This is a genomic window from Amycolatopsis sp. NBC_01488 (assembly GCF_036227105.1).
Taxonomy (GTDB): Bacteria; Actinomycetota; Actinomycetes; order Mycobacteriales; family Pseudonocardiaceae; genus Amycolatopsis.
Genome location: NZ_CP109434.1, coordinates 573,388 through 586,333, shown reverse-complemented (window position 1 = coordinate 586,333; position 12,946 = coordinate 573,388). Strand labels below are relative to the sequence as shown.

General features: G+C 70.1%; 11 protein-coding genes. 5 read left to right on the top strand and 6 right to left on the bottom strand.

Going from position 1 to position 12,946, the window contains the following annotated elements:
• Nucleotides 1-20 precede the first annotated feature (20 nt).
• Genes OG738_RS02815 through OG738_RS02800 form a run of 4 tightly spaced genes read right to left on the bottom strand, consistent with a single transcriptional unit; the run spans nt 21 to nt 3,848 of the window.
• Nucleotides 21-1,073, bottom strand: coding sequence for an ABC transporter permease (locus OG738_RS02815; protein WP_329050953.1), 1,053 nt, complete (start codon nt 1,071-1,073; stop codon nt 21-23).
• Nucleotides 1,070-1,834: an ATP-binding cassette domain-containing protein gene (locus OG738_RS02810; protein WP_329050951.1), complete on the bottom strand. Its 765-nt coding sequence runs from the start codon at nt 1,832-1,834 to the stop codon at nt 1,070-1,072. Before OG738_RS02810 ends, OG738_RS02815 begins: the two co-directional genes overlap by 4 nt.
• Nucleotides 1,831-2,868 carry a class I mannose-6-phosphate isomerase gene (locus tag OG738_RS02805; RefSeq protein ID WP_329050949.1) on the bottom strand — a complete coding sequence of 346 codons (1,038 nt, stop codon included), beginning with the start codon at nt 2,866-2,868 and terminating at the stop codon, nt 1,831-1,833. The genes OG738_RS02810 and OG738_RS02805 overlap by 4 nt, the downstream gene beginning before the upstream one ends.
• Entirely contained in the window at nt 2,865-3,848 is a 984-nt protein-coding gene (locus OG738_RS02800; RefSeq protein WP_329050948.1) for a LacI family DNA-binding transcriptional regulator, read from the bottom strand. The genes OG738_RS02805 and OG738_RS02800 overlap by 4 nt, the downstream gene beginning before the upstream one ends.
• 309 nt (nt 3,849-4,157) lie before the next feature.
• Here OG738_RS02800 and OG738_RS02795 point away from each other — a divergent pair, with 309 nt between their 5' ends.
• From OG738_RS02795 to OG738_RS02785, 3 genes are all read left to right on the top strand, one after another.
• On the top strand, nt 4,158-7,388 hold the full coding sequence (locus OG738_RS02795) for a GH92 family glycosyl hydrolase (RefSeq protein WP_442875858.1): 3,231 nt from the start codon (nt 4,158-4,160) through the stop codon (nt 7,386-7,388).
• An 83-nt stretch (nt 7,389-7,471) separates the two neighbouring features.
• Nucleotides 7,472-9,859, top strand: a complete 2,388-nt coding sequence (locus OG738_RS02790; protein WP_329050946.1) for a GH92 family glycosyl hydrolase — start codon at nt 7,472-7,474, stop codon at nt 9,857-9,859.
• Nucleotides 9,860-10,087: 228 nt separating this feature from the next.
• Nucleotides 10,088-10,453, top strand: a complete 366-nt coding sequence (locus tag OG738_RS02785; RefSeq protein ID WP_329050945.1) for a DUF3817 domain-containing protein — start codon at nt 10,088-10,090, stop codon at nt 10,451-10,453.
• A 46-nt stretch (nt 10,454-10,499) separates the two neighbouring features.
• Here the strand turns inward: OG738_RS02785 and OG738_RS02780 are convergent, their stop codons facing one another.
• Nucleotides 10,500-11,000, bottom strand: coding sequence for a MarR family winged helix-turn-helix transcriptional regulator (locus OG738_RS02780; RefSeq protein WP_329050943.1), 501 nt, complete (start codon nt 10,998-11,000; stop codon nt 10,500-10,502).
• 77 nt (nt 11,001-11,077) lie between these two features.
• On the opposite strand from OG738_RS02780, the gene OG738_RS02775 reads away from it, so the two are divergent.
• On the top strand, nt 11,078-11,380 hold the full coding sequence (locus tag OG738_RS02775) for a thiamine-binding protein (RefSeq protein ID WP_329050942.1): 303 nt from the start codon (nt 11,078-11,080) through the stop codon (nt 11,378-11,380).
• A gap of 53 nt (nt 11,381-11,433) precedes the next feature.
• Here OG738_RS02775 and OG738_RS02770 read toward each other — a convergent pair whose 3' ends face one another.
• Nucleotides 11,434-11,841 carry a hypothetical protein gene (locus tag OG738_RS02770; protein ID WP_329056527.1) on the bottom strand — a complete coding sequence of 136 codons (408 nt, stop codon included), beginning with the start codon at nt 11,839-11,841 and terminating at the stop codon, nt 11,434-11,436.
• 92 nt (nt 11,842-11,933) lie between these two features.
• Between OG738_RS02770 and OG738_RS02765 the strand changes: the two genes are divergently transcribed.
• Nucleotides 11,934-12,914 carry a tetratricopeptide repeat protein gene (locus OG738_RS02765; protein ID WP_329050941.1) on the top strand — a complete coding sequence of 327 codons (981 nt, stop codon included), beginning with the start codon at nt 11,934-11,936 and terminating at the stop codon, nt 12,912-12,914.
• The last annotated feature ends 32 nt before the right edge of the window (nt 12,915-12,946 follow it).

The following is a 12,946-nucleotide window of genomic DNA, read 5'->3' as shown; positions in this document are numbered from 1 at the left end:
TCTTTGTACTCGGGGGGAACTCAGCGGGAGTTGCGGCGACGGCGGCGGCGCTGGTCGAACCAGACCGCGGCGATCAGGACCCAGCTGACGATGAACAGCTGCCAGAAGTCCTGGACGTGGATGATGGTGAAGCCCTTGCGCAGCACGGCGGGGATGAACACCCCGATCACCGTGCCCAGGATCGTGCCGACACCACCGAAGAGGCTGGTGCCGCCCATCACGACCGCGGTGATGGCGTTGAGGTTGTCGGTGGTGTGCCCGGAGATGGTCGTCGAGTTGTAGTAGGCCAGCGAAAGGAAGCCGGCGAGCCCGGCCAGGAAGCCGGTGAGCGTGTACACCTTCAGCAGGTGGGCGGTGACGCCGATACCCACCCGGCGCGCGCCTTCGGCGTTCGAGCCGACGGCGAAGGTGTACCGGCCGAACTTCGTCGTCCGCAGCAACCAGGCGCCGATGACGGTGATCACGATCGCCACGATCACCAGGTTCGGCACCACGCCGAACGAAGTGCCGTAGCCCAGCGTCTGGGTGAGCACGGCCGGCACGGTGCGCAGGTCCGAACCGCCGTTGAACAGGTAGGCGGTGGCCAGCGCGGCCCCCATCGTGCCGAGCGTGACGATCAGCGGCGGAAGCTTCGCCAGCGCGACGAGGGCGCCGTTGATCAGGCCCCAGATCGTGCCGGTGACCACCGCGACCACGAGCCCGACGACGATCACGCCCCAGCCGGCCTTCGACGCGTCGCCGCCGGACATCGCCTCCATCGTCTTGCCGCCGGCCATGCCCGCGAGGATCAGCACCGAGCCGACCGAGAGGTCGATGCCCGCGGTGATGATCACGAACGTCATGCCGACCGAAAGGATCAGCAGGACCGAGGACTCGATGAACAGGGTCTGGAAGGTGAACAGCGTCGGGAAGCTGTCCGGCGCGATCACGCTGAACAGGATGACCAGGGCGACCAGGACCAGCCCGATCCAGAACGTGTTGGCCTCGACCAGGCGCTTGCCCAGCGGCCGCTTGCCGAACGCAGCGTCCGGCGCTTCCTGGATGTCCTTCTGCTCGGGCGTCGAGACGCTCATGCCGCCTCCTCCTGCACGAGGGCGCCGGTCATCGCGGCGACGAGGTCTTCGAGCTTCGTGTCCGGGCCGGTGAACCGGGCGACGCGCTTGCCGAGCCGCAGCACCTCGACGCGGTCGGCGACCGACAGCACCTCGGGCATGTTGTGGCTGATCAGCACGACGGCGATGCCCTTGTCGCGCACCTTCTTGATGACGTCGAGCACGCGCTCGCGCTGCACGACCCCGAGCGCCGCGGTCGGCTCGTCCATGAACACGACTTTCGACGCCCAGACGACCGAACGCGCGACGGCGACGCTCTGGCGCTGCCCGCCGGACAGGGAGCCGATCGGGACGTCGGTGCTCTGCAGCGTCACGCCGAGGCGCTGGAACTCTTCGACGGCCCGGCGCCGCATCTCGGCCTTGTCGAGCATGCCGAGCTTGCCGAGGATGCCCTTGCGGTGGATTTCCCGGCCCAGGAACAGGTTCGCGGCCGGATCCAGTTCGGGGGCGACGGCCAGGTCCTGGTACACGGTCTCGATGCCCAGGCGCCGGGCCGTGGTGGGGGAGTCGAAGTGCACCTCGTCGCCGTCGAGGAGGATCTTCCCCGACGTCGGCTGCTCCGCGCCGGAGAGGCACTTGACCAGCGTGGACTTGCCGGCGCCGTTGTCGCCGATCAGCGCCGTCACCTCGCCCGCGCGGGCCTGGAAAGCCGCACCGCGCAGGGCTTCGACCGACCCGTAGTGCTTCGTCAGGTCGATCGCTTCCAGCAGGATTTCGCTCATCCGTGCCTCTCCTCCGGCGCCGGCGGACGGCAGCGGATCACCGTCGCCGTGCCGGACAGCTCGGTCTGGCCGGCGTCGAACGGCACGACGTAGGTGTCGCCCTTCGCCAGCGCGTGCTCGCCGCCGTGCTCGGTGCGCAGGCAGCCTTCGCCGTCGAGGACGACGAGCACCGCGAACGACGGGTCGAGTGACAACGTTGTCAGGTTGTCCGTGCGCAGCTGCTCGGCTCGGAAGAACCGCTCCGATCCGCCGGCCAGCAGGTCCACAGTGGACGCACGCTCGCCCGCGGTGCGCTTGATGATGGTGTCCAGCCGCTCGGTGTCCCACCCGGAGGTGTCCAGCGCTTCGATCGCGGTGTCGAAGCCGAGGCCGAGGTGGCCCTTCTCCGGCGACGCGAGGAAGTCGCGCCACTCGATGGTCAGCGAGAAGTCCGTCGGCTGCTGCAGTTCGACGACGAACACGCCCTCGCCGATCGCGTGCGGCAGCCCGGCCGGGATGTACACGGTGTCGCCCGCGGTCACCGGGACGCTGTTCAGCGCGCCCAGCATCGACGGCACGTCCTGCTCCCGCGTCCACTCGGACACCGTCGCCTTCGACAGCGTCTCCTTGAAGCCCGGGTAGACGCGCGGGTCGTCGCCGTAGGTGCCGACCACGATCCACGCCTCGGTCTTGCCGAAGTGCGAGTCGAAGTGCTGCTTGGCGAACGAGTCGTCCGGGTGGAAGTGCACGGGCAGCCGCTGGCCCGCGTCGAGCAGCTTGACCAGCAGCCCGGTCGACGTGCCGAGCGCCTCGACGTGCTTGGCGCCGAGCCAGCCGTTCGGGTTCGCGACGACGGCGTCGCGCAGCCAGCCGCCGTCGGGCAGGCGGGTCAGGCCGTTGGTGTCCTGGCCGAACATGGTGGTCGCCGAGGCGACCCAGTCCTCCGGGCCGAACTTCTTGTCCGGCGAGGCTCCGCGCAGCGCCGCGATGGCGTCGCCCCCGCGGTAGAACTGCGGCGGCTGGTTGGCCGGGAGCCGGATGGGTTCGAGGGTCACGGGGCGACCTCACCGGAACCGCGGGCGACGAGTTGCACGGGCAGGACGACCTTTCTGGGCGGGGACTGATCTCCTTGGACGCGCGCGAAGAGCAGCTCGGCCGCGGCGTGGCCGAGCGCGCTCACGTCGTGCGCGACGACGGTGACCGGCGGGTCGAGCAGGTCCGCCAGCTCGAAGTCGTCGAAGCCGACCATCGCCGGGCGGTACTCGGCGTGGGCCAGCGCGCGCAGCAGGTGCACGGCGACCCGGTTGTTGCCCGCGATCACGGCGGTGGCCGCGTCCGGGCCGTGCAGCAGCCGCTTCACCGCGTCGCCGATGCCCTCCTGCGTCGGCGTCCGCATGGCGACCAGGGACTCGTCGTAGGAGATGCCGTTGCGGACGCAGCCCTCGCGGAACCCGCGCAGGCGCTCGGCCGCGGTGAAGATGTCCGGGCTGTCGCCGAGGAACGCGATCCGGCGGTGGCCGTGCTTCGCCAGGTGCGTGACCGCCTCGATGGTGCCGCCGAGGTTGTCGACCAGCACGGTGTCGGCCACGATGTCGCCGGCCGGCCGGTCGATGAACACCACCGGCGTGCCCGCGCGCATCTCCGGCACCAGGTAGCCGTGCTGCAGGCCGGCCGGGACGACGAGGATGCCGTCCACTCGCCGCGCGCAGAACTCCAGCACGAGCTCGCGCTCGCGGTCGGAGTTCTCCTCGGACGAGCCGGTCAGCACCTGGCGCCCGAACGACGTCGCGATGCGCTCGACCGCGCGGTTCAGCTCGGAGTAGAAGGGGTTGCCGACGTCCTCGACGATCAGCCCGATGGTGCCGGTCGTCGACCCGCGGCGCAGGTTGCGGGCGCCCAGGTTGCGCCGGAACCCGAGCTGCTCGATGGCCGCCATGACCCGCTCGGCGGTGTCCGGGTGCACCGCGGGTTCGTCGTTGACCACGCGCGAGACGGTCTTGATGCTCACGCCGGCGAGCCGGGCCACGTCGCTCATCGTGGCCCGCCTGCTCGCGGTGCGCGGTGCGCCGCCGGAGTCCCGGCCCGGAGGAGACAACGTTGTCATAGTGACCGGGATTGAACGCCAATCTCACGTCGGTTGTCAACGGTCTGGGCGCGGATTGTGCCGATTCGGCTACCGACGTCGTAGGACAGACGGCTGATCATGCTGTCCGGAAGTGGACAGGTCTTGACGGGACTCTTGACTGCCTGGTGAGCCGCTGCCCAAGGTGGCCCGGTTCGACCGACCGCGCGACAAGGTTGTCATTGCACCGTTTCCGGGTCGCGCTGATGAGGTGGAGAGGCGATGGCAATGGCGCGTGTGCGCTTCAGAGCCGGTTTAGCTTTCCTGACATTGGCGGTGACCGCAGCGGTGGCTCCCGCTGTCCCCGCCGCGGCGGCCCCGGCCACGGATTTCGCGAAGTGGGTCAACCCCTTCGTCGGCACCCGTCCCGGCGGCGCCGACCACGGCACCGGGGGCGGTGCCGGCAACACGTTCCCGGGTGCGGTCGTGCCGTTCGGCATGGTCCAGTGGAGTCCCGACACCGTGAAGTCCCAGCCCGGCGGGTACTTCTACGACGACAACGCCCTGACCGGGTTCAGCCTGACGCACCTTTCCGGCGCGGGCTGCTCGACCTACGAGGACATCCCGTTCATCCCTTATGTCGGTGAGGTCTCGTCGTCTCCGGCGACCGACCCGGGGCACTACACGTCGAAGTTCTCGCACGCGAACGAACACGCGACCGCAGGCGCCTACGACGTCACCCTCGACAGCGGGGCGAAGGTCGAGCTGAGCGCGACCCAGCGCACCGGCTCGGCGCGGCTGACCTACCCGGCCGGCGCGTCCTCGACGCTGCTGGTCAACACCTCGGGCTCGGTCAACGGCACGGACGACGCGTCGATCACCATCGGCAAGGACACCATCAGCGGCTGGGCCACGAGCGGCCGCTTCTGCGGCGCCCAGAACAGCTACCGCGTCTACTTCTCGGCGAAGTTCGACACGCCGTTCGCGTCCATCGGCACCTGGAAGAACGGGGCCGTGACGCCGAACAAGGCCGCCGAGACCGGTGGGGCGAAGTCGAAGGTCGCGCAACCCAACGGCGTCAACGCGTCGATCGCGCGCCCGGCCAAGGCCAAGCAGCAGGACACCACCGTGTCCGGCCCGGGCAGCGGCGGGTACGTCACCTTCGCCAACCTCAACGGCGCGCAGGTGAACGTCCAGGTCGGACTGTCCTTCGTGTCCGTCGACGGCGCGAAGGCCAACCTGAAGGCCGAGAACACCGGCAAGTCGTTCGACAAGGTGGCCGCGGCCGCGCGCAAGTCGTGGAACGACCAGCTCGGCAAGATCGCCGTCACCGGTGGCTCCGACGCCGACCTGACGACGTTCTACACGTCGCTGTACCACTCGCTGATCCAGCCGAACGTGTTCTCCGACGCCAACGGGCAGTACATCGGCTTCGACGGCCGGGTCCACACGGCCGACAAGGGCCACGCGATGTACACCAACTTCTCCGGCTGGGACATCTACCGGTCGGAGGCCCCGCTCCTGGCGACGATCGACCCGAAGGAGACCTCGGACATCGTCCGGTCGATGATGGCCTACGCCGAGCAGGGTGGGTCGTGGGACCGCTGGACGGTGGCCAACGACTACACCGGCGTCATGAACGGCGACCCGTACCACATCATCGTGTCCAGCGCGTACGCGTTCGGGGCTCGTGACTTCGACGCCCAGAAGGCGTTGCTGCTCATGATCAAGGGCGCGACCCAGCCGACGCAGGGCTACACCGAGCGGCCGGGCCTCGAGGACTACCAGAAGCTGGGCTACGTGCCGGGCGCCGGCGCGGACACGCTCGAGTACACCAGCGCCGACTTCTCCATCGCCGAGTTCGCGAAGCGGCTCGGCGACAGCGCGACGTACACGACGTTCATGAAGCGCGCGCAGAACTGGCAGAACCTCTACAACCCGGGTACCGGGCATCTGCAGCCGCGCAACGCGGACGGCTCGTTCTCCGGCACCTACGACCCCGCCAGCTCGCAGGGCTGGGTCGAGGGCAACGGCGCGCAGTACGAGTGGATGGTGCCCTACGACCTCGGCGGCGTCGTGACGGCGTTCGGCGGGAACACCGCGACGCAGTCCCGGCTGGACACCTTCTTCACCCAGCTGAACGCGGGCACGCAGCTCCCGTACGCGTTCATGGGCAACGAGCCGAACTCCAACGCGCCCTACGTCTACTCCTACGCGGGCGCCCCGGCCAAGACCCAGGCGATCGTGCACCGCTCGATGGACGAGCTGTACAACCCGCGTCCCGAGGGCCTGATCGGCAACGACGACCTCGGCCAGATGTCGGCCTGGTACGTCTGGTCGGCGCTCGGCGTCTACCCGGAGATCCCGGGCCGCGCCGAGACGCTGCTCGTCACCCCGCGCTTCGAGCACGCCGTGCTCACCACCGGCGCTGGCAAGAAGATCACGATCAACGCGCCGGGCACCGGCGACTACGTGGGCAGCCTGAAGGTCAACGGCGGCGCGGCTTCGAAGGCGTGGCTGCCGGAGGCGCTGATCTCCAGCGGCGGCACGCTCGACTACACGCGGTCCGCCACGGCGACCGCGTGGGGCAGCGCCGCGGCCGACGCGCCGCCGTCGTTCCGCGAGCAGGAGAAGCCCAGTCTGTCCTTTGTGGATCCGGCGCGCGCGGTGACGCCCGCGGGGTCGACGTCGCAGGCGTCGGTCGGCGTCCAGGACCTCTCCGGCACCGCCCGGACCTGGACCTACAGCGCCGGCAGCGTCGACGGGATCACGCTGAGCCCGGCGTCGGGCAGCATCGCGGTTCCGGCCGGTGGCAAGGCGAAGGCCGACCTGACGGTGAGCGTCCCGGCCGGGCTGGCCGACGGCGCCCGCCGCATCCCGGTGACGTTCTCGTCGCCGGGCGTGGCGAGCACGCAGGCGGTGCTGACGGTGCTCGTGGCCCAGCCGAACAGCTGGCTGGCCACGGTGAACAACGCCGGCATCTCCCCGGACGCGAACTCCGGCGCGGCGAACTTCGACGGCGGCGGCTGGAGCTACTCGGCCGACGCGCTGGCCGCGGCCGGCGCCACCCCGGGTAGCACGGTCACCAGTGACGGGCTGAAGTTCACCTGGCCGGCGTTCCCGGCGGGCGACCCGGACAACGTGATCGCGTCGGGCCAGACGGTGAACGTCACGGGCTCGGGACGGCTCGCGCTGCTCGGCTCGGCGTCCAACGGCAACGCGTCCGGCACGCTGACCGTCACCTACACCGACGGCAGCAAGTCCACGGCCACCATCGGGTTCTCCGACTGGACCCTCGGTGGCGGCGGCGCGCAGCCGGCGTTCGGCAACCGGATCGTCCTGTCGACGCCGTACCGCAACGCTGCGGGCGGCGACCCGCAGCAGATCCGCACGATGGTGTTCGGGACCAACCCGATCACGCTCGACGCAGGCAAGACGGTGGCCAGCGTGACGCTGCCGTCGAACGTCAGCGGCGGCGCGCTCCACGTGTTCGCGATCGGCATCGGTTCGTAGTCGTTCTGCCATGAGGGGCACCTTCCTGGACATAACGTCCAGAAAGGTGCCCCTCATGGCTTTTGACCCACGGAGGAAGCTCAGTGAAGAGCAAGGTCCTGGCGGGCGCCTTGACGCTCGCCGTGGTGGCGACGGGGGTGAGTCCCGTGGTCGCGGAAGCGTCCGGCGGGGACGCCCTCGACGCCGTCACCACGTTCATCGGCACGCAGGACGAGGGCAACACCTTCCCGGGCGCCTCGGCGCCGTTCGGGATGACGCAGGTCAGCCCGATCACCTCGCACTACGCCGGCTACCGCTACACCGACACGGCCATCCGCGGCTTCGGGCACTTCTTCCTGTCCGGCGCGGGCTGCTGGGAGCAGGGCGGCCTGGTCTCGACGCTGCCGACCACCGGCGAGATCGGCCCCGGCAAGGCGTTCGACACGACCAAGGCGGCCACTTTTGACCAGAAGCAGTACGCGGCGCCGTTCACCCACGACGGCGAGGTCGGCAAGCCCGGCTACTACCAGGTCCACCTGACCGGCTACGGCGGTGTCGACGTCGAGACGACCGCAGCGACCCGTGCCGGTGCCGAGCGCTACACGTTCGCGAAGCCCGGGGACGCCAACGTCTTCGTCAACGTCGGGCAGGCCAACGACAAGGAACCGGTGACGGGCAGCAGCATCCGCGTCGTCGACGACCGGACCGTCGAGGGAACCGTGGAGTCGCAGGCGTTCTGCGGCGGCAAGGCCTACACGACGTACTTCACGACGAAGTTCGACAAGCCGTTCAAGGCGTTCGGGACGTGGTCGCCGACCGGCGGCACCCCCGGATCCCGCGAGTCGAGCGGCGCGGCCGGCCTCCGCGGCGCGTGGCTGACCTTCGCCGGCGGCGGGCAGGTCACCGCGACCACCGCGATCTCCCAGGTGGACGCGGCCGGCGCGCGCGGCAACCTGGCGTCGGAGAAGATCCGGTCGTTCGACGCGGCCAAGGACGCGGTGCAGCGCACCTGGCGCCGCGAGCTGTCCACTGTGGACATCAAGGGCGGCTCGACCGACGACCGCACGGTGTTCTACACCTCGCTCTACCACGCGCTGCTGCAGCCGCTGACGGCCAACGACGCCGACGGCCGCTACTACGGCTTCGACAAGAAGATCCACCGCGCGATCGGCTGGACCTACTACGACTTCTTCTCGCTGTGGGACACCTACCGGTCGCAGAACCAGCTCCTGGCGCTGCTGCGGCCCAGCCGGGCGAAGGACATCGCCAAGAGCATCCTCGCCATCCACGACCAGGGCGGCTGGCTGCCGCGGTGGGCGTACGCGAGCCAGGAGACGAACACGATGACCGGCGACCCGGTCACGCCGTTCCTGGTCGACCTCTGGCGGTTCGGCGCGCTGTCGGGCGAAGAGGCGCACGCCTACCGGGCGCTGCTGCAGAACTCGCGGGAGATCCCGCCCGCGTCGTCGCCGTTCCAGGGCCGCTCCGGCAACGCGAGCTACCAGCGGGACGGGTTCGTCCAGTACGACCCGGACTTCCCGAAGAAGGGCCAGGACACCGACCCGAACCACGGCGCTTCGGCCACCCTGGAGTACGCGCTCGGTGACTGTTCGCTGTCGGTCATGGCGGCCGCGCTCGGCAAGAAGGACGACGCCGCCGCGCTGAAGGAGAAGGGCCGGACCTACCGGACGCTGTGGGATTCCACGCAGACGGACCGCGGCTTCGACGGATTCTTCCGGCCGAAGGTCCTCGGCGGCGCCTGGTTCACCCCCGCCGACAAGCCGTACAGCCCGCAGAGCCAGGACGGCTTCCACGAGGGCACGGCCTGGCAGTACCAGTGGCTGGTCCAGCAGGACGTCCCCGGCCTGGTGCAGCGGATGGGCGGCCCGGCGGCCACCGGGAAGCGCCTCGACGACTTCTTCGCCTATGACGAGTTGGTGAAGGACCCGGCGACGGCGGTCCGCGAGAACTGGGTCGTCGGCCCGTACGACTACTACGACCAGTTCCGCTACAACCCGAACAACGAGCCGGACCTGCACTCGCCGTGGATGTACGCGCTCACCGGACAGCCGGCGAAGACGTCGACGGTCGTGCGGGCGGCGCACACGCTGTTCACCAACGCGCCCAACGGCGTCACCGGCAACGACGACCTCGGCACGATGTCCGCTTGGTACGTCTTCAGCGCTCTTGGTCTCTATCCCGCCGTCCCAGGGACTGGGAACTTCGTGCTGAACGCGCCGCGGTTCGCGAAGTCCGTGCTGCACCTGGAGAACGGGCGCGACATCACGATCAAGGCGCCGGGCGCGGACGGCTCGAAGCTGCAGTACGTGTCGGGCATCGAGGTCGGCTCCAAGCCGAGTGATCGCGTGTACGTCAACGTGGACCAGCTGAAGCGTGGCACGACGCTCGACTTCCGCCTGACCGCCGACGCGGCGACGGCCACGTGGGGGACGTCACCGTCCTCCGCGCCGGCTTCGCCCTGCGCGGAGTAGACACCGGCGCTCACGGCCGTGGTTCAGACCACAGTGGACCACGGCCGTGAGCATCGTCACGGGACCCGGTGTTCCGGTGAGGGCCGTCACGCCTCACACTGGTATCAGCACGTCCGACAGCGCCGTTGACGTCCACAGGCAGTCCGCCTTGGACGGTGCGTCGGACGGCTTTTTCATGAGCGCAGTCGATGTCACGACCAACGTGGTGAGACCCCACAGGAGGAAGAAGTGTCCAGCAAGGCCGCTCTAGTTTTCCGCGTGGCCGCAGTCGCCGAAGCCCTGTCCTGGGCGGCGCTGCTTGTCGGGATGTTCCTCAAGTACGTCGTGCACTCCTCCGGTGAGGGCGGCGTGCCCGTCATCGGCATGGTGCACGGCGTGATCTTCGTCCTCTACGTGGTCGTCTCCCTGTCCGTCGCGAAGCCGCTCGGCTGGCGTCCGAAGACGCTGGTCCTGGCCCTGCTCGCCAGCGTCCCGCCGCTGTTCACGTGGCTGTTCGAGAAGTGGGCGCTGCGCAACGGCAAGCTCGACGGCCCGCAGCGGCTGTCCCACGGCGGGGTCGGCCTGTTCCAGGTGAAGGAACCCGTCGCCGCCTGATCCCAGCACGTGAGAAGGGCCCGCACTCCGGTGCGGGCCCTTTTCGTCATTCGGTGAAGTCGCCTGCCGCGCGGCGCACCTTCGTCAGCAGGTCGGTCAGCTGCTCGGTCTGCCGGTCGGTGAGCCCGGAGAGCCCGAAGTCGATCTCCGTCACGGCCGCCGTCGCGCTCTCCCGGCGCTTGCGGCCCTCGTCGGTGATCTCGACGAGCGTCGTGCGCCGGTCGGTCGGGTGCGGGACGCGCTTGACGAGCCCGTCGCGCTCCAGCCGGTCGACTATGTTGGTGACACTGGTGGGGTGCAGCTGGAGCCGCTCGCCCATCACCCGCATCGGCAGGCTGGCGCTGCGGGCGAAGGTGAGCAGCACCAGCGCTTCGTACCGGGCGAAGGTCAGGCCGTGCGGCTTGAGCGCGCCGTCCACCGCGGACTGGATGATCTGCTGGACCCGCATCACGCCGGTCACCGCGGCCATGGTGCCGGAGGGCCCGATCCGGTCCTCCCAGAGCTGTGCCGCACGGGCGATCGGGTCGAACGGCAGCGGACGGTTCATGACACGCGAAGTTACCAGCGGGTACCGGCGGGTGTCGCACGACCGGCGGAAAGAACACCGAAGAAGGGACTTCCGACATGATCGTCGCGTTCAGCGTGAGCCCGTCCGGCGGGGAGCCCGACGGCGGGGTGAGCGAGGCCGTCGCCCGCGCGGTGAAGGTGGTCCGCGACTCCGGGCTGCCCAACTCGACCAACGCGATGTTCACGAACATCGAGGGCGAGTGGGACGAAGTGATGGACGTCGTGAAGCGGGCGGTCGAGGCCGCGGGGGAGGGCTCGGCGCGCGTCGGCCTGGTCCTGAAGGCCGACATCCGCCCCGGCTTCGAAGGCCAGCTCGAGGCCAAGGTGGACCGGATCGAAGCCCACCTCCGCGACGCCTGACCGGTCGTGAGTGAGAAACAGCGTTCTAACCCTGTTTCTCACTCACGACCGGGTCAGGGGAGAGGTGGGGTGAAGGCGACCGTCCAGCGGCCGTCTTCGGACGTCACGTTCAGCGCGTAGCTGAACGGCCTGCCGTCGCCGAGCGCGCCCGTCACCGTCGCGCGGGCCGGGGCCGCCGCGTCCGGGCCCAGCTCGACGTGCACGTCGTGGACGCCGTGGTCGGCCAGCACCGCGGCGTAGTCCTTCGCGAAGTCGCCGCCGCCGGAGCCCGGGTAGTCGATGAGGCCGGCGAAGGCGTCCGAGTCGTGCGCGGACAGCGCCGCCGCGAGCCGGTCGCGCAGTTCGCCGGGCGAGGCGGCGCCCGGGTCCGGCTCGTGCCCGATGAGCAGCGCCACGGCGCCGATCCAGGCGACGGCGGCCACGATCGACAGGCCCACCTTCACGTCACGCCGGATGTGCACCCGGCCGAGCCTGCCCCAAGCGGCGCCGTCCTGCCAAGCGGACGGACCGGGCACCCGGTGAAACGCTCCGGCGCGCGTGCCAGGATGGAAGCGTGACCCAACCACGCGGATCTGCAGCGAAGTCAGCGGCCCTGTCCGCCGCCCTCTCCGGCGCGGTCGACCTGTCCGCGCTCAAGGCCCGCGCCGAATCGGCGCAGAGGCAGCCGGCCCCGTCCGCCGGCCCGGCCGGTGGCGACGCCCCGCCGCCGTCGGCCCCCGGTTCGTCCGAAGCCGTGATCGACGTCACCGAGGCCACCTTCCAGGCCGAGGTCGTGGAGCGGTCCCTGCGCCAGCTGGTGATCGTCGACCTGTGGGCCGAGTGGTGCGGCCCGTGCAAGCAGCTGTCGCCGGTGCTGGAGCGGCTGGCCGGCGAGTCCGGCGGCGCGTGGGTCGTCGCGAAGGTCGACGTCGACGCGAACCCGCGCATCGCGCAGCTGTTCGGCGCGCAGTCCATCCCGACGATCGTGGCCATCGCCGGCGGCCAGCCGGTCGACGCCTTCTCCGGCGCGCTGCCCGAGCCCGAGATCCGCAAGTGGATCAACGCACTGCTCGACGCCCTGCGCGACAAGCTCCCGGCGATCGCCGAGGCCGAGGCCAACGGCGGCGGTCCCGTCGAGGAGCCCGAGGACCCGCGCTTCACCGAGGCGGAGGAGGCCTTCGAGCGGGGCGACTTCGCCGCCGCGCAGGCCGCGTACGAGCGCGTCCTCGACGTCGAACCGGCCAACGAGCTGGCGAAGAACGCCCTGGCCCAGGTCAAGTTCACCGCCCGCGCGGAGCGCGCCGACCCGGAGGCCCGCGCGAAGGCGGACGCGGACCCGTCCGACCTGGCGGCTCAGCTGGACGCGGCCGACCTGGAGATCGCGGAGAACAACGTGGAGGCGGGCTTCAAGCGCCTGATCGACACGGTCCGCCGCACCGCGGGCGACGACCGCAACAAGGTCCGCGAGCACCTGGTGGCCCTGTTCGACCTCTTCGACCCGGCCGACGACCGCGTCATGAAGGCCCGTCGCGACCTGGCTTCCGCCCTCTTCTGACCCGAGATGTCATGAAGGGCACCCTCCTGGCT

Coding starts and splice junctions, on each gene's coding strand:
- OG738_RS02815 (WP_329050953.1), bottom strand. CDS start 1,073: ATGAGCGTCTCGACGCCCGAGCAGAAGGACATCCAGGAAGCGCCGGAC.
- OG738_RS02810 (WP_329050951.1), bottom strand. CDS start 1,834: ATGAGCGAAATCCTGCTGGAAGCGATCGACCTGACGAAGCACTACGGG.
- OG738_RS02800 (WP_329050948.1), bottom strand. CDS start 3,848: ATGAGCGACGTGGCCCGGCTCGCCGGCGTGAGCATCAAGACCGTCTCG.
- OG738_RS02795 (WP_442875858.1), top strand. CDS start 4,158: ATGGCAATGGCGCGTGTGCGCTTCAGAGCCGGTTTAGCTTTCCTGACA.
- OG738_RS02780 (WP_329050943.1), bottom strand. CDS start 11,000: ATGAACCGTCCGCTGCCGTTCGACCCGATCGCCCGTGCGGCACAGCTC.
- OG738_RS02775 (WP_329050942.1), top strand. CDS start 11,078: ATGATCGTCGCGTTCAGCGTGAGCCCGTCCGGCGGGGAGCCCGACGGC.